General features: G+C 65.5%; 15 protein-coding genes. 4 read left to right on the top strand and 11 right to left on the bottom strand.

The annotated features are described in order from the left end of the window. Positions 1 to 3: 3 nt before the first annotated feature. Positions 4 to 489, bottom strand: a complete 486-nt coding sequence (locus tag PQI07_RS36115; RefSeq protein WP_274929257.1) for a copper chaperone PCu(A)C — start codon at positions 487 to 489, stop codon at positions 4 to 6. A gap of 181 nt (positions 490 to 670) precedes the next feature. Beyond that, positions 671 to 1,516 carry a WD40/YVTN/BNR-like repeat-containing protein gene (locus PQI07_RS36110; RefSeq protein ID WP_274929256.1) on the bottom strand — a complete coding sequence of 282 codons (846 nt, stop codon included), beginning with the start codon at positions 1,514 to 1,516 and terminating at the stop codon, positions 671 to 673. Between the two features lie 1,488 nt (positions 1,517 to 3,004). On the opposite strand from PQI07_RS36110, the gene cysK reads away from it, so the two are divergent. Both cysK and PQI07_RS36100 read left to right on the top strand, forming a co-directional pair. Then, the gene (gene cysK / locus PQI07_RS36105; RefSeq protein ID WP_274929255.1) at positions 3,005 to 3,982 is read left to right on the top strand and encodes a cysteine synthase A; all 978 of its coding nucleotides are present in this window, start codon (positions 3,005 to 3,007) and stop codon (positions 3,980 to 3,982) included. A gap of 277 nt (positions 3,983 to 4,259) precedes the next feature. Next, positions 4,260 to 5,015: an outer membrane protein gene (locus tag PQI07_RS36100; RefSeq protein ID WP_274929254.1), complete on the top strand. Its 756-nt coding sequence runs from the start codon at positions 4,260 to 4,262 to the stop codon at positions 5,013 to 5,015. A 108-nt stretch (positions 5,016 to 5,123) separates the two neighbouring features. On the opposite strand, the gene PQI07_RS36095 is transcribed toward PQI07_RS36100, so the two are convergent. From PQI07_RS36095 to PQI07_RS38065, 8 genes are all read right to left on the bottom strand, one after another. After that, positions 5,124 to 5,252 carry a hypothetical protein gene (locus PQI07_RS36095; protein WP_274929253.1) on the bottom strand — a complete coding sequence of 43 codons (129 nt, stop codon included), beginning with the start codon at positions 5,250 to 5,252 and terminating at the stop codon, positions 5,124 to 5,126. Positions 5,253 to 5,409: 157 nt separating this feature from the next. Continuing rightward, entirely contained in the window at positions 5,410 to 6,339 is a 930-nt protein-coding gene (locus PQI07_RS36090; protein WP_274929252.1) for a c-type cytochrome, read from the bottom strand. A gap of 843 nt (positions 6,340 to 7,182) precedes the next feature. Further along, positions 7,183 to 7,974, bottom strand: coding sequence for an alkylmercury lyase family protein (gene merB, locus PQI07_RS36085; protein ID WP_274929251.1), 792 nt, complete (start codon positions 7,972 to 7,974; stop codon positions 7,183 to 7,185). A 28-nt stretch (positions 7,975 to 8,002) separates the two neighbouring features. Beyond that, a complete protein-coding gene (merA, locus tag PQI07_RS36080) occupies positions 8,003 to 9,439 on the bottom strand; it encodes a mercury(II) reductase (protein WP_274929250.1) in 1,437 nt (478 codons plus the stop codon). A gap of 173 nt (positions 9,440 to 9,612) precedes the next feature. Further along, positions 9,613 to 9,942: a cation transporter gene (locus PQI07_RS36075; protein WP_274929249.1), complete on the bottom strand. Its 330-nt coding sequence runs from the start codon at positions 9,940 to 9,942 to the stop codon at positions 9,613 to 9,615. A gap of 14 nt (positions 9,943 to 9,956) precedes the next feature. Next, positions 9,957 to 10,367, bottom strand: coding sequence for a mercuric transporter MerT family protein (locus PQI07_RS36070; RefSeq protein ID WP_274929248.1), 411 nt, complete (start codon positions 10,365 to 10,367; stop codon positions 9,957 to 9,959). 51 nt (positions 10,368 to 10,418) lie between these two features. Further along, entirely contained in the window at positions 10,419 to 10,703 is a 285-nt protein-coding gene (locus PQI07_RS36065) for a cation transporter (protein ID WP_274929247.1), read from the bottom strand. A 17-nt stretch (positions 10,704 to 10,720) separates the two neighbouring features. After that, on the bottom strand, positions 10,721 to 11,098 hold the full coding sequence (locus PQI07_RS38065) for a mercuric transporter MerT family protein (RefSeq protein ID WP_446721018.1): 378 nt from the start codon (positions 11,096 to 11,098) through the stop codon (positions 10,721 to 10,723). Positions 11,099 to 11,383: 285 nt separating this feature from the next. Here PQI07_RS38065 and PQI07_RS36060 point away from each other — a divergent pair, with 285 nt between their 5' ends. Then, positions 11,384 to 11,815: a MerR family transcriptional regulator gene (locus tag PQI07_RS36060; RefSeq protein ID WP_274929246.1), complete on the top strand. Its 432-nt coding sequence runs from the start codon at positions 11,384 to 11,386 to the stop codon at positions 11,813 to 11,815. A 174-nt stretch (positions 11,816 to 11,989) separates the two neighbouring features. Continuing rightward, the gene (locus PQI07_RS36055) at positions 11,990 to 12,646 is read left to right on the top strand and encodes a recombinase family protein (RefSeq protein ID WP_446721016.1); all 657 of its coding nucleotides are present in this window, start codon (positions 11,990 to 11,992) and stop codon (positions 12,644 to 12,646) included. Between the two features lie 649 nt (positions 12,647 to 13,295). Here the strand turns inward: PQI07_RS36055 and PQI07_RS36050 are convergent. Next, positions 13,296 to 15,668, bottom strand: coding sequence for a heavy metal translocating P-type ATPase (locus tag PQI07_RS36050; RefSeq protein ID WP_274929245.1), 2,373 nt, complete (start codon positions 15,666 to 15,668; stop codon positions 13,296 to 13,298). Positions 15,669 to 15,875 lie beyond the last annotated feature (207 nt).

Here is a 15,875-nt window from a genome sequence, read left to right as displayed (position 1 = left end):
GCCTCAGTGCTCGTGCTGGCCGGGCGGCACCTGCGCCCCGATCGACTGAACGGCGAACTCGACCGGCACCGTGCCGGCCTTCTCGAAGGTCAGGATGCCCTTCACGACCTCACCCTGTTTGAGCGGCCGCTTCAGGTCCATCATCATGATGTGGTAGCCGCCTGGCTTGATCTCCGTTGCGGCATCGGACCGGATCTCCAGCCCGTCCGGCAGTGGACGCATTCGCATGATGTCGTTCTCGACCGCCATCTCGTGGATCTCGATATGGTCCGCAACCTCGACCGTGCCGCCTGTCAGACGATCGGGCACGTTGCCCGTGTTCCGGATGACCGCGTAACCCGCTGCGACCTTGGCGCCCGCCGGGGTGGCGCGCGTCCAGGGTCGATCGATCACGAGCGCGCCTGCCCTGTACTCCTGTGCGAGAGCGATACTTGCCGGTGCTGTCAGGGCCAGCAGAAGGGCAAATCTTTTCATCAGGTCGGGCTTCATGGAGCAATCCAGGTTCGGCTGAGAAGGATGAAGGCCAGGGGCGTCACGATCGAACGACAATCCTGCTGTAGACAGTGCTCAGCCGAGAACGGGCCGAGAACCTTGCGCGAGCCGATCTGGGCCAGGAGGCGCGCTTGCTGCGGGCTAAGATTTTGCTCTGACATCGGCACAAGTTCCCAGCTCAACCGGGACCGAGTCGGCCTTCACGCTGGCCTACCCGCATCCAGGTCACGCCAGCGTCCTTGCTGGCAATCAAGGTTCCATCTGCTCCGACCGCGTAGACTTCGCTTGGCTTGGCCGGGTTCACCGTCACGATCGCATCCGCGATGTGATCCGTGGCTCGGATCCAGCTCTGGCCACCGTCAATGGTCTTGAACACGCCCTGGCGCATCCCGGCGAACACAATCTTTGGATCGGCTGGCGATGCAGCTAGGCTGTAGACCCGGCTCCTCTCGGGCAGCCCGACATTGGGCAGAGGATCCCATCCGCAGAAGCAATCCGGGCTTCTGACGATGCCCGTGTCGAGGCCGGCATAGAGCCAGATGCCGCCCATGCCCGTGGTGGTTCCAACCGAGGCCAGACTTCGGATCTCCTGTTGTGTCGGGCCGTCGTCGACCCGCTGCCATGAGGCGGCAGCGTCCTTGCTACGGTACAAGCCGTTTCCGAGCACCCAGACATAGAGAATCTTCGAATCGTTCGCCGCGATGGCGAAGGCCTCGGTGGCCTCACCCGCCAAACCGTCTGATGCCCGCCCCCACGATCGGCCTCCGTCCGTACTCTTGATGACCCCGAGCCCGTGCCCGGTGGCGTACAGGGTGTGGGGATTGCGCGGATCGACCGTGATCGAAGTCACGTTGGCGCGCACTTCACTCTTGGGAGTTCCGTCGACCGCTTGCCATGTGCCCCCGCCGTCGCGGCTGCGGTAAATCGGCCGGGCGCCGAGAAGGAGGTCGCCTGTTACGGGATCGACAGCAAGCGCGTGTACGTGACCGCCGAACCGGCTCGGTTCGCGCCCCCCTGAAGTCACGGGCCCAACTCCGGGCTGAGCAGATTGCTGGGCTGCGATGGGGCTCGGCTCAGACAGCAGAACCGCCGCGAAGAGAGCAACCCTCGGGGCAATCCCAAACGGCGCCGGCACAAAGCGCCGTGCCACACTGAGCATCGTTGTGCGAGGTGACATCGTGTCAGACCCATTGGCTCAAGAGTCGATGGGCGACCACGGAGCCATTCGAAGGGGCGACAGGAGGCAGGACAGGCGCGAGATCCTGCTCATGAGGCCTGTGCCAGGTTCGAGCACGCAGCAGCCAACCGGCGCCGCTCTGACCGTGCGAGGCCGCGCAAGTCACTGCGGATGCCATCGATCCGCCGATCGCCAGAACAGGCGCAACGCGTATCATTTCCCTTCCCCAGATATCCAAAACCTGCAGGCGTCTCGGGTCACTTCGGAACGGCGGAGAGAACGGTTACAAGCCGAAGGCCCGCGTCCCAACGAGAGAAGCGGCGGCTTGGATACGTCCTGCCCCGACCGGTTCACATGATCGGCTGAGTTCTCGACTGGGCCCATCGGGAGGAACGCGGGCAAAGGGCTGGCGGTGAGGCACGGTGGGATGGCGAGCCCAGAACGAATTGGGCTTGCATGCCCATACTTGGTCTGACTCGCTGACCAGGGCGTCTGCGTGCCCAGCCGCTTCATTTTGACCTTACCCTTTCGATCGGCCCGGCCCGACGGCAGCTGGGCCCAGTCACTTGTAACCAGCACACGCGATGCCTCGAACTCACTTGAGAAGCCCGCAGCTTCAGGCTTTGGAGAGTCAGATGAGACGCGTGGGTGTGGTTCTGGCTGCTGCCGGCCTGATCGCATCGGGAGTGCCAGCGCCTTTCGCAGCCTCGGCAAGCGAGAGCGGTGTCAGCTGGCTGATGCGCACGAGCCAGATGCGCAGGGCAGAAAGCAATCCGGGCTTCAGCCGGCCGATGCCCCCGGTCATTGCGCTGGGCCCAGAAGATCAGCGCCTTTGGCCGAAGCCTTACATCGCGGCGCCAATCGGCAAGGCCCTGCCTCGAAGGCGCAGCATCAGGGTTCCGGAGCCAGAGACAACAGGCACGGTGGTCGCTCCGCGCTCGCGAATGATCACGGACACCGGCCCTCCCACGGCAACGGGTAGACGGAGGGGAGGCTCTCCGCTTCACTGATGAACAAAACTCATAGCGGGGATGCCGCCGTGCGAGCCCTTGCGTCGAGGGACAGCGCCTTCGTCTCTGCACCGGAGCGGGCGGCCAGCGGCACGGGCGCTTCGGCTCGGAGCGAGACGGCGTTCAGCATCGAGACTGTGCCGCAGAGCTTCCTGGAGACGTGGCGCGAAGCGTGTGCACAACTCCCAGGCTCGATCGGTCATAAGACTCCGCAGATTACGAGAACCTTCAACCCAATCCCGGATGTCGGCTGGGCGCCAGCCCTGACGGCAGCCGCCACCCGTTCGCGGTGCTCATCGCGAACCCTGCTGCACAGGAGAAGTTCATGGCTGATTCCGCTGTTTCGTCCCCCTCCGGCAAGCCCGGCCACGGCCGCGTCTTCGGCTCCATCACCGAGACCATCGGCAACACGCCGCTCGTCCGCCTGAACCGCCTGCCCCAGGAGCGGGGCATCGACGCCGAGATCCTGCTGAAGCTCGAGTTCTTCAACCCGCTCGCCAGCGTCAAGGATCGCATCGGCGTCAACATGATCGACGCCCTGGAGGCCTCGGGCCGCCTGAAGCCCGGCGGCACCCTGGTCGAGCCGACCTCGGGCAACACCGGCATCGCGCTGGCCTTCGTGGCGGCGGCCCGCGGCTACCGCCTGATCCTGGTGATGCCCGAGACGATGTCGCTGGAGCGCCGCAAGATGCTGGCCTTCCTGGGCGCCGAGCTCGCCCTCACCCCCGGCCCGCAGGGCATGAAGGGCGCCATCGCCAAGGCGGAGGAACTCCTCAAGGAGATCCCGGGCTCGGTGATGCCGCAGCAATTCGAGAACCCCGCCAACCCCGAGATCCATCGCAAGACCACCGCCGAGGAGATCTGGAACGACACGCAGGGCCAGCTCGACGCCTTCGTGGCCGGTGTCGGCACCGGCGGCACCATCACGGGCGTCGGCCAGGTGCTGAAGCCTCGCCTGCCGAACCTCAAGCTCTTCGCCGTCGAGCCCGAGGATTCCGCGGTCCTCTCGGGCGGCCAACCCGGCCCGCACAAGATCCAGGGCATCGGCGCCGGCTTCATCCCGGGCAACCTCGACCGCTCGGTGCTCGACGGAGTCCTGACGATCACCAACCAGGAGTCCTTCGAGACCGCGCGCCTGCTCGGGCGGCTCGAGGGCATCCCGGGCGGCATCTCGACGGGCGGCAACGTCGCGGCGGCACTGGAGCTCGCGAGCCGGCCCGAGTTCAAGGGCAAGCGCATCGTCACGGTCGCCTGCTCGTTTGCCGAGCGCTACATCTCCTCGGCCCTGTTCGAGGGCATCTGAATCAGCAAGACCGATGAGACAAAGGGCTGATCTGTCCTCGCGGCATCTCCCTGAGCATCGGAGGCAGAACAATTCCGGCAGCGTGGAGACTCCCATGTTAATCTTAACGGTCAGGTCATGTCTCTGCTGTTAGGTCCACGATTGACCGCAACGCTCTCGTGGTCAGGAGTTTGCTGTAATGCCGGGTGTGAGAAGCTCCAGCATGGCTGGATGCGTGCTGTGGATTGCGGCGGGGGTGAGCGCCGCGTCAGCGGCCGACCTCCTCCAGGGGCCCGTAATGCCCCCCGCTCCTGAACTGCGCGGTTCACTGGCGGGCGACGGGGATCGGGAAGCACCGGGCTTCTACCTGCGCGGCGACATCGGCTTCAGCAATCAAGCGGTCGACCGCCTCTCGAACAGCCTCGACGCGCTCGGCACCATCGAGAAGGTCAACCTCGGCTTTGCAGGCGCGCCTCTCGCTGGGATGGGCCTCGGATATCGGTTCAACCGCTGGTTCCGAGCCGACGTGACGGGCGAGTACCGCAGCGCCGCCTCATTTACCGGGCTAGAGCGCTACCGTGACGAAAGCCTGCCGCTCGGGTACGGCACCGACGAGTACACGGCCACGAAGCGCGACGTGGTGGTTCTCGCGAACGGCTATGTCGACTTCGGAACCTATTACGGGGTGACACCCTTTCTGGGGGCCGGTATTGGGGCGGCCTATACCACCATCGACAACTTCAAGGACACGAACGTCGTCACGCAGGGCTTGGCCTATGCCCGACCCGGTTCGAAGACGAACCTGGCCTGGGCTCTCCACGCGGGTCTCGGCTATGACGTGACCTCGAACCTCAAGGTCGAGTTCGCCTACCGCTACCTGAACCTCGGTGACGCCAAGACGGGCACCGTCTCCAACTATGCCGGCCAGTGCGGTTCGTGCGAGGCCCTGACATTCAAGAACATCGACTCGCACGACGTGAAGATCGGGGTGCGTTGGCTGCTGCCCACACCTGTTGCGGCGGTCGAGCCTGCACCGCTCGTGCGCAAATACTGAACTAACACCCTGCTCAGAAGCGTCGGACGCCGGACCCGCCTCGTGACGATGAACGCGCACTACCTCCCGGCATCGCGTCCCGCCCGGTGCCAGGATCACGCGCCTCCTTCAGAACACAGCCTCGCCGGCGAGCAGGCCGAGCGCTGCGGAGACTATGGCGAAGACCAGCAACAGACCAGACAGGATCAGCGAGATCCGGCCCGCGCCTGTGGGGACGCCGAGGATCAAAGCAAGCATACCGCCTCCCAACGAGATCACCAGGGCAATCAGCGCTAGCCTCAGCAAAGAACTTCTCCGTCGCTCGACGACGTCCCATGGCTTTGGGGTGGACCTTCCGAGCGCGCCCAGTCCCAACCGGGTGCGGCCAGAGCACATGGATGGGCATGCCCCCTGACTACCGGCAGCATCCGCCCCCCGAGCGCACCACGTTGTAGACTGCTGGAAGCGACTTGACGTAGACAGCGATCGCGCGTCGGTCTTCCTCCGTGAGTTGCGCCGTGTTCCAGACAACTTCCCGCATTGGCCCGCCAATATGCATGCCGCGCATGCCATGGCCGGCCAGAACGGCCGCGATGTCGTCGACCGCCCAGCGGCCGATGCCGGACCTCGGATCGGGAGTCAGATTCGGCGCCGACCAGCCGTCCGGCCCACCGTCGCGCCCCGCGACGCCGGCCATGAAGTGGCTGCGATCGATGGCGCCGAGGATGTTGCGCGGCGAATGGCAGTCCGCACAGTGGGTGACGGAGGTGACAAGGTAACGCCCGCGGTTCCACACCGCGCCTTGCTCCGGAGCAGGTTCGAGGGGACCGCGATAGAGGAATAGGATCTTCCATGCTGCCATCGCGAGGCGTTGGTTGAAGGGGAAGCCGAGCTCGTGCGCTCGGTTCGGCTGCGGCACCGCCTGCACGGTGCGCAGATAAGCCCAAAGATCGCCGATGTCGGCATCCGACATGCCCGTGAACGAACCATAGGGGAACACCGGGTAGTAGTGCTGATTGTCAGGGGAGACCCCATAGCGCAGCGCGCGCCGCAGATCGTCCAAGCGCCAGCGGCCGATCCCATCGATGGGGTCAGATGTCAGATTTGGAGTGAAGAAGACGCCGAACGGCGTCTCCATCGGACGCCCCCCTGCCATGTATTGGCCGCCGCGGCTGGTATGGCAACTCGCGCAATTGCCGGCTGTCACCAGATATCTTCCCCGACTGACAGCCTCTGGATCCGGTGTCTCCGGAGCGCGGGCCGAAATTGGGTTGCAAGCCGCGAGTGCAACCGATGCCAGGAGAAGGGCCGCAATGCCGCCGGCCCGTCTAGACAGTGCTCTCATCCCTGCCTCTCATCCAGACTGAGCGAGCATCGCGACGAGGCGCCATGTCGGCCGCAGAGCGGCCTTCATTCGCCTGCGCGAGCCTCCCCTCCGCAGCACCGATGCCGCCCAGGGCCACGGATGACAGGCCTCTCGAAGGCGCAGGCCCCAAATTAGCTCCGGACACGCGACGCTTGCGCGTGCGACCGAGCGCAGGACCGCTGAGCCAACACGCGTCAGAGAAAGTGCTGGGTCAGCAGCCCATTTGCCCGCCGTTGCCGGCATTCTGCCCCAACGGTGCTCCCCCCTTCATACCGCCGCCTTGGCCCATCATGCCACCGCCCTGACCGCCTTGCCCCATCATGCCCATGCCACAGCCCTGACCCCCACCCTGGCCCATCTTGCCCTGGCCCTGCATACCGGACTGAGATTCCTGCGCCGGTGCATTCGGCGGCCCCGACGGCTGGGTCTGGGCGTGGACCGGCGCGAATGCGCCGAGAGCCACGACGAAAACACCGGCCGTGAGGCCCTGTCTCGATCTGCTCGTCATAGTACTGCTCTCCTGTGATGAGCTCCGAACCCAAGGGTGACTGGAGAACGATCCCGCCCGCGTTGCGTTGCAGTGACTTGATGGAAAGCTTCCCCAAGCAGATGAGCTTCGGCGAAATCACCTGGAGGCCTGAGGCCGGTGCGGCGTACATCTGAAGTCTCGACCCGGCACGCTGCCACGTCGGCAGATCCGCCCCCGCGAGCAGGAACCGAGAACGCTCTGAGTTTCGGGTTGCTTCGCAGCGTAGCTCTCTCCGACGCTCTTTGCCTCGGCGCTCCACGGGTGGGTCGAGGCCTCTGGCCCGGCGCAGCCTGTCATTCTGCGTCCACGTCTGCGTTCGATCCGCCAAGAGGTTCGATGAGAACCGGGCCGAAAACGGCGCGACCCAGCTCCAGCGCCTCGCCGATCGTCAAGCAGGCCCCCTCGGAGGGCTGCATCCGAGTGTCTCGCCAGCTGACTCGATGGGCGTCCGAGCAGAAGAACGCGATCGATGGGCAGCATGAAGAGGCTGCGCTGCCGATATAGGCAAAATCGTACCAGACGACGGCTTCGGCCGGGGCGACGCTCTGCAGCGCGTGGCCTTCATCCCTCGTCGTAACGCGGATCGTCTCGCCACAATGCCGGCAGGACGACGCGATCGTGATGTCGGTTCGATACATCGCCCCGACTCCGAGGGCATCGATGGCACAAAGGGCGTGGATGCGCCGCCCCCGAAGCTCGACTTTGTGCCCGCTCGCCGCCTCCGTGAATGGGTAGGCGTATCGGATCGCGTCGGCACCGGGTTCGAGCCCGATGAGGTCGCGGAGCTGGAGATTGCGAAGAAGCGCCTGGACGCGGGTCGGGTCGACCCCGGTCTCTGCAGCGACCTCGCTCGGCCGTGGTGGGCGTCCGCGGTCGGCATAAAGCTGCAGCACAGTTCGCCAGATGAGATCCTCGCTAGCTTCAAGGGCGTGGGACCATCGGTCGAGCAGACCGGCGCGCACCACCATGCGCCGCAAGAGCGCCTCGCGCGCCGCAGGCGTCGTGACCGCCGACCAGTCCGGACGCAGCACGCCCGGCCTGATTTCGGCGGCAAGCTCCCGTCTCGCGCTTGCAACGTCATCCATGGCTGGGCTCTCAGCAGAGGTTGGCAGCTTATCCGGCGCAGCACGACAGCTTCTTCACGTCTCTGTCGAAGGTTTGTGCCGCCAACTTCAGGCCCTCTACCGTCGTCAGGTAGGGAAAGATCGTCTCCGCCAGATCGTCGATGGTAAGCCCGCCGCGGATCGCCATGGCCGCGGTCTGAATGCTGTCGGCCCCTTCGGGTGCGAGAATGTGCGCGCCGAGCAGCTTTCGGGTGCCTCGGTCCGCTACGAGCTTGATCAAGCCGCGGGTATCGCGCGCCGCAAGCGCGCGCGGCACATTGTGGAGGGAGAGAACCGAGATGCGCACGTCATGTCCGGCTGACCGGGCCTGCGTCTCGGTGAGGCCGACGCTTGCGACCTGCGGGTCGGTGAAGACCACCGCCGGCATGGCCGAGTTGTCATAGCGCAAGCGATCGCCGTTCAGCGCGTTCTTAGCCGCGAGCTTCGCGCCATAGGCGGCCATGTACACGAACTGGTCCTTGCCCGTGACGTCCCCCACCGCATAGACCCCGGCCTTGGAGGTGCGCATCCAGTCATCGACCAGAATGGCGCCCGTGGCCGTCTGGGCAACGCCGGCCTCCCGCAGGCCGAGGCTCTCGACGTTGGGTGCGCGCCCGGTCGCGACCAGGATCCGCTCGGCAGTCAGCGTCTCGGCACGCCCGTCCCGCGTGACCGTGAGGGCAACGCCGTCCCCTGTCCGCTGAACGGCCTCATAGGCCAGGCCGCCGACCACTCTGACGCCCTCATCCACCAGATAGTCAGTAAGCGCGGCCCCGATCTCCGGTTCCGCCTCCGGCAGCAGGTGGCTGCGGAAGACAAGGGTGACCTCGACGCCGACGCGAGCAAAGGTCTGCGCAAGCTCGGCCCCAATATAGCCGCCGCCGAGCACAATCATGGAAAGCGGGAGCTCGGTGAGCTCCAACGCCGTCGTGCTATCGAGAGGAGACACGTCCTCGATCCCCGGGATCGTCGACAGGGCCGGGCGCGTCCCGGTCGCAATGATGATCCGGTCAGATAACAGGCGCTTGCCGTTGGCCTCAACGCCACCCTCGACGAGGCTGGCACGGCCTTCATGGTAGGCCACGTTGTTATAGGCAGGCAGGAGGTCAGCATACTTTGCCTGGCGAAGGCCTGTGACAAGAGCGTTCTTCTGAGCGATCAGTGCTCTCCAGTCAGTCACCTGAGCCCGCGCCGCGATGCCGTCGAACCGCGACGTCGCGGCCTTCGCGTGGTGGACAGCCTCCGCGACGCGGATGAGGGCTTTGGAGGGCACGCAGCCGATATTGACGCAGGTCCCGCCAATGATGCCGTGTCCGACGAGAGCGATCTGCGCGCCCTGCTCGGCGGCTGTGATCGCAGCCGAGAATCCAGCCGAGCCGGCGCCGACGACCACGAGATCATAGCGGGCGCTGCCGTTTCGCTTGTGGGTGGCGCAGCAGTCATTCATGACATGGAACCTTTGTTTCTACGGCCTTTGGCAGCCCGTGGCTTCGCAGCGAGTCAGCGGTCCTCGTCAGGCCAGTCCCGACGAGAGGAACGGACATCCCGGCGTGATCGGGGTTGTGGTCCGTTTCCCGACACGAGCGGTTTCCGAGAGGGTCAAATCCTTCCCGGCCCGATCTACCGGACGGCAACGCCCGGGTTGGGCGTCGTGGCAGTCGCTTGCTTCACACGGGTCGGGAAGCCGGCCTTGCCGAGGGCCTGGGCGAGGGCGTCAACCGTGGCTTTCTCATCATCGAAGGTAACGGTGGCTGTTGCCTCGCCGGTGCCCTCGACGATCGCAACCTGGCTGACACCCGACATACCGAAGAGTACCCTCTTCACGATCGGCACGCAGGTGGCGCAGCTCACGTTGCCGATCTCGAGGGCTACGGTACGCGGTGCCGCCATAATCTCACGCGCGGCAAGCAGGGCGGAGGCCGTCAGGGCGGCACGAACCAGAGCCTTCATGTCGAGTGATCTTTTCAAGGATCGATGAACAAGCGGGCGGTGTAAGGGAAGGTCGCGGCGGCCAGGACGAGCACGGCTGCCGTCCAGAGGACGAACTTGGCGATGCGGCCAGATGCTGGGCGGGCGCAGTAGCTTCCGCCGGCGCACGCCATCTTCGGGCGGCGGTAGACGCGCCAGAACCCAATTCCCAGGAAGGCAAGCGCCGCCGCAATGAAGAGCGGCTGGTAGGGTGCCAGGGTTCTCAGGTTTCCGATCCAGGCACCGCTCACCCCGAGGCTGAAGAGCACGAAGGGCAGGATGCAGCACGACGAGGCGCCGAGCGCGGCCAGGATGCCCCCGGCCGCCCAAAGCGGCGCTTCCTTCGGGCTGACATCGTCCTGATCGGCCCCCAACTTGGTAAACGACGTCTGGGTCACTTCAAGCATTAGGGACTCTCCCGAACTGGTGCTTCAGTCACCGCAAGGCGCTGACTATCCTCAGGGTCTGGCCCGCGCGGGAAACCCGGCCTCACTCGCGGCGGTGGTGAGCTTGCCAGGGCCGGCCTTGGCGTCGTCGAACACGACCGTCACGGTTCGTGTATCCAGAAACACCGTCGCCTTGATGACCCCATCCACGTTGGTGAGGCTCCTCTTGACCAAGACCGCGAAGCTGGCACACGTCATCCTATCCACCTCAAGCGTGGCCGTGCGTTCGGCAGCCAAAGTGGGACTGGCAGGGGACACGATCACCAAGATCACAGCGAGTCGAGCGAGAGATTTCATGGGCTCTTCTTTCCCGTCTACAGGTCAGCGAGGAACGGGACGACATAGGGGAAGAGGAGTGTCGCCACGACCAGGATGGTGGCGCTCCATAAACCGGCCCTCGCCAGGCGATCAGATACGCACGGACGGGCGCAGCATGCCCCGGCTCCGGCTCCCACTCTGGATTTGCGGAAGTGCAGGACGAGACCGCCTGCGAGGAAGGCCAACGTGAGAGCAATGAGCGGCACCTTGTACGGAGCGAGCGCTGTCAGGTGTCCAACCCAGGCCCCAGCCAGTCCCAGGGAAAGCAACGCGAACGGAAGCACGCAACACGATGCCGCCCCGAGGCCAGTTAGAACCCCGCCCGCGGCCAAGAACTGTTGCCCGTTCGGGCGGGCTACTTTCAAAACGGACATTGCGACCGTCGAGTTGATCTGGGTTGAGTCGAGCATTAGCGCGGTCCCTTCCCGCTAAGACGGACCCTACGAGCTGTAGCAGCTACAGGTTCAAGCGGTTTTTTAGCGCTGATCACGCCAGCGCGAAGGCGCGCTTGCGCCCGATGCACCTCGGCGTGTGACAAACCGCCCTGCGCAACGCCCGCTCGGGTTGGTGGCAGACGATGCTGCTGTGCGGATCTTCCCCTTTCACTGTCTGCAAGCTAGTCCCTGTAGCCGCTACAGGTTCGAGAGGAAAACTTCGCGATGGGCGCGATCACAGCGTTGCGAGCAGAGGGTATGCCGATCGGCACGCTTTCCGAGCGTTCCGGCGTCAATATTGAGACGATCCGCTATTACGAGCGCATCAAGCTTTTCCCCTGCCCTCCTCGTACGGCTGGCAATCAGCGGGTCTATGACGAGGCCCACCAGAGGCGCTTGACTTTCATTCGACGCGCCCGCGAGCTCGGGTTCACCATCGAAGACATCCGCTCTTTGTTAGCGCTGGTCGATCGTCACACCGCAACCTGCGGTGAGGTGCAGAGCGCCGCCGCGCGTCAGCTCGTCGCGGTGCGGACGAAGATCATGGACCTCAGGCGGCTCGAACGCGCTCTGGCAGACATGACGGCTTCATGTCCTGGTGGAACGACGCCCGAGTGCCCAATCCTCGACACGCTATTCGCAGGATCTGTTCGATGAACAGTGAGGCTTCAAAAACAATACCCGGTCAGCCGGGGCGGCGGCCGCTGCCTCGTCGCCGCGCTGCGTGAATGACGGCAAACACCTGATTGCCGTCAGGCTCGATCGGACGGCGCCGGCATACCGCCTCAGCTCCGCCTTTTTGCACGACAAACCCTGTCGGATCGTGGCAATGTGCGGCAACTCAAGATTGGGGGTTTTCCGCACATGTTGATCGGGTACATGCGTGTCTCCAGCGCTGACGAGCGCCAATCCGTCGACCTGCAGCGTGACGCCCTCATCAAAGCTGGCGTCGATGAACGCCATCTGCACCAGGACCGGGCGTCCGGTGCGCGGGATGATCGGCCCGGGCTGAGGGCCTGCTTGGACGACCTGCGCGCCGGCGACGTTCTTGTGGTCTGGAAGCTCGATCGGCTCGGGCGCTCGCTCTCGCATCTCATCCGGATTGTCGAGGAACTGAAGGGGCGCGGTGTCGCGTTCCGCTCGCTGACCGAGCAGATGGACACCACCACGCCGCACGGCGAGTTCCTGTTCAACCTGTTTGGGGCGCTCGCTCAATATGAGCGAGCGCTGATCACGGAGCGGGTCACGGCCGGGCTCGCCGCTGCGCGCCGGCGTGGGCGCAAAGGCGGCCGTCCGCCGGTGCTCGACGCGGAGAAGATCGAGCAAATCATCGTTGCGCTGGATGGCGGCGCAAGCAAAGCTTCCGTCTGCCGCACGTTCAGGGTGCCGCGCTCGACGCTGCTCGACACCCTGGAACGCGTCGGCTGGATCGGAGTGGGCGTGGGTGGTCAGACGAGAGAGCAGCTCATACCGGAGCAAGCGCCTTGAACCTGCGGCAAGGTTTTCGGTCCATGCTGGGCCACGCCTCCTGAAAACCGCCGCCGTCGCGATGTGCCTGCAGTGCTGGTCGAGCCTCCGGAGGACAGGAACCGGTCAGCGCTGGAGGTCGTGGCGAGCCGCTCCACCGTTTCACGCCGGCCGCGAAGCGCAATCACAGCTCCTCTCAGCTCAGCAGGGAAAGGTATTGAGGTGTCCGGTCGTCTGAGACGCGCAGCTCACTCACCCGCGCAACCGCATCGAGCGGTCTCCTCGGAACAGGAACTGGTTTCGGGGTATTCTAATCGATCAGAGCACCACGGCAGCTCCTTCCCTCGTTTTGCTCATCGCTTGAATTTCTGCATCAAAAATACTCTTACCGCCAAGACCAGATTGATTTTCTGCGAGCGATGTTTTTGTAGCTTAAATCACGTATAACATGACTAAATTAAATACAACACCGATGAGCAGCATTCCTGCCATGACGTAGTAGAAATCGTTGGCAGCCCTTCGGGCCACGTTTGTTCGCACGCGCCGACGCCTCCGTGGACGCTTGCGACCATGTATGTATGTCAGCCTGGCAATCTTCTTACTCATATCCGAGCTCGCAGCCGCGCTCAAATTCAGCAGGAGTGCGTGAGCTGTCGGACACAGGACTTTGTCATACCCGGGCCACGCGCAGGCGCGAAGCGTTCCCGATCACGCTGACCGACGAAAGGGCCATGGCCGCCGCGGCGATCATCGGCGAGAGGAGGATGCCGAGGAACGGGTAGAGCAGGCCGGCCGCGATCGGGACGCCCAAGGCATTGTAGATGAAGGCGAAGAACAGGTTCTGGCGGATGTTGCGCATCGTCGCCCGGGACAGGCGCCGGGCCCGTACGATGCCGGCGAGATCTCCCCCGAGCAGAGTCACGCCGGCGCTCTCGATGGCGACGTCAGTGCCGGTGCCCATCGCGATGCCGACATCGGCAGCCGCCAGCGCCGGAGCGTCGTTGACGCCGTCGCCGGCCATCGCGACGACCTGGCCCGCTTCCTGGTAGCGTCGCACCACTTCGGCCTTGTCCCCTGGCAGGACCTCAGCCTCGACTTCTGTGATGCGGAGGAGTTCGGCGACGTCCCGTGCGGCCGCCCGGCTGTCGCCGGTCAGCAGGACGATACGCAGGCCGTCCTCGCGCAGCCTGCGTATCGCCTCGAACGTCGATGTCTTGATCGGATCCGCCAGCACGATGACGCCGCGAGCGCGACCGTCGACCCCGACAAAGACCGCGGTCGCTCCCCGTCCGCGCACCCGCTCGGCCGCCTGCTCCAGGATCGCGGTGTCCACGCCCTGCGCGCTCAGGAACCGGGTGTTGCCGATGACCACGCGTCGCCCCTCGACCGTGCCCATCGCCCCCTTGCCCGTCGGCGCATCGAAGTCGACCACGGGAGCAGCCGTCAGGCCGCGCTCGTCCGCGGCCCGGACGACGGCGCGCGCGAGGGGGTGCTCGCTGGCGCGCTCCACGGCAGCGGCGAGCCGCAGCACCTCCGCCTCGGCCATATCGGGCGCGGGAACCACGCCTGTGACCGACGGCTTGCCTTCAGTCAGGGTGCCGGTCTTGTCGAGAATGAGTGTGTCCACCTTCTCCAGCCGCTCCAGCGCCTCGGCGTTCTTGATGAGCACGCCGGCCTGCGCGCCGCGGCCGACCCCGACCATGACCGACATCGGCGTGGCCAGGCCCAAGGCGCAGGGGCAGGCAATGATGAGGACCGCCACCGCGGCGAGCAGCGCGAAGCTGAAACGCGGCTCCGGCCCAAAAACCATCCAGGCGACGAAGGCGAGGAGCGCCACCCCTATGACGGCCGGGACGAACCAGGCGGCCACGTCGTCGACGAGGCGCTGGACCGGCGCGCGCGAGCGCTGGGCCTGCGCGACCATCGCGACGATGCGGGAGAGGGTGGTCTCGGCGCCGACCCGGGTGGCGCGCATGACGAAGCTGCCGGTCGTGTTGAGGCTCCCGCCGACGACCGCGGAGCCCGGCTCCTTGTCCACGGGGATCGGCTCCCCGGTGAGCATCGCCTCGTCGACCGCCGACCGGCCCTCGACCACCTCGCCATCGACGGGCACCTTCTCACCCGGGCGCACGCGCAGCCTCTCGCCGAGGGCCACTTCGGAGACGAGCACCTCCTCGTCCGAGCCGTCGCCCCGGAGCCTGGATGCCGTCTGCGGGGTGAGGTCGAGGAGGGCCTTGATGGCGCCGGAGGTGCGCTCGCGGGCCATCAGTTCCAGCACCTGTCCGAGAAGGACCAGGACCGTGATCACCGCGGCCGCCTCGAAGTAGGCCGGCACGGCCCCGTCATGGCCGCGCAGGGCCTCCGGGAAGACGCCCGGGGCGAGCGTCGCGGCGACGCTGTAGAGATAGGCTGCTCCCGTCCCCAAGGCGATCAGGGTGAACATGTTCAGGCGGCGGGTGACGAGCGAGCGCCAGCCCCGCTCGAAGAATGGCCAGCCGGCCCAGAGCACGACTGGGGTCGCGAGGACGAACTGGATCGAATTCAAGGTCTGGAGCCCGAGCCGGTCGACCAGGCCGGTCAGGTGCCCGCCCATTTCCAGGGCGAAGAGCGGCAGCGTGAGCACGAGCCCGACCCAGAAGCGGCGGCCCATATCCTTGAGCTCCGCGTTCTCGGCGGGCTCGTTGGTGGGCGTCAGAGGCTCCAGGGCCATGCCGCAGATGGGGCAGTTGCCGGGCTGGTCCTGCCGGATCTCGGGGTGCATCGGGCAGGTGTAGATGTTTCCCGGCGCTGCGGCCGAAGGGTGCATCGCGTCGTCCTGTGGGGGCCGCAGGTAGCGCCGTGGGTCAGCCACGAACTTCGACCGGCAGCTGGCCGAGCAGAAGTGGAAGGTTTCGTGCTCGTGCTCGGCGCGGTGCGGCGTCGTGGCGGGATCGACCGTCATGCCGCAGACGACATCTTTCTCGAGCGGGGGGAGACGAGCACGATCGGGAGCATGCGATGAGGGCTGATCGTGATTACAGTGACCCTGAGTCCCGTGTGCCATGATCAATCCTACTCCTGATGCCGCCCGGATAGGGCCTGTTGCTCGCAGGGGCGGCGTGTCCAGCGGACGCCGATGATCAGCGAAATGGCTCGCCCAAAATCCTGCTGGCAACCAAACTTCGCGACCGCTGGCGTCCAGCCAGTGACTTCACAAAAATCTCTGCGCTGCGAAGAGAGATCCAAAACGTCCCCGAAGGCCCTCCGCAGG

Origin of the sequence: Methylobacterium sp. 092160098-2, from assembly GCF_028920805.1 — a bacterium.
In the GTDB taxonomy this organism is placed as follows: Bacteria; Pseudomonadota; Alphaproteobacteria; order Rhizobiales; family Beijerinckiaceae; genus Methylobacterium; species Methylobacterium fujisawaense.
Note: the sequence above shows the minus strand (reverse complement) of the source record. Positions and strands in the feature narration are given on the sequence as shown.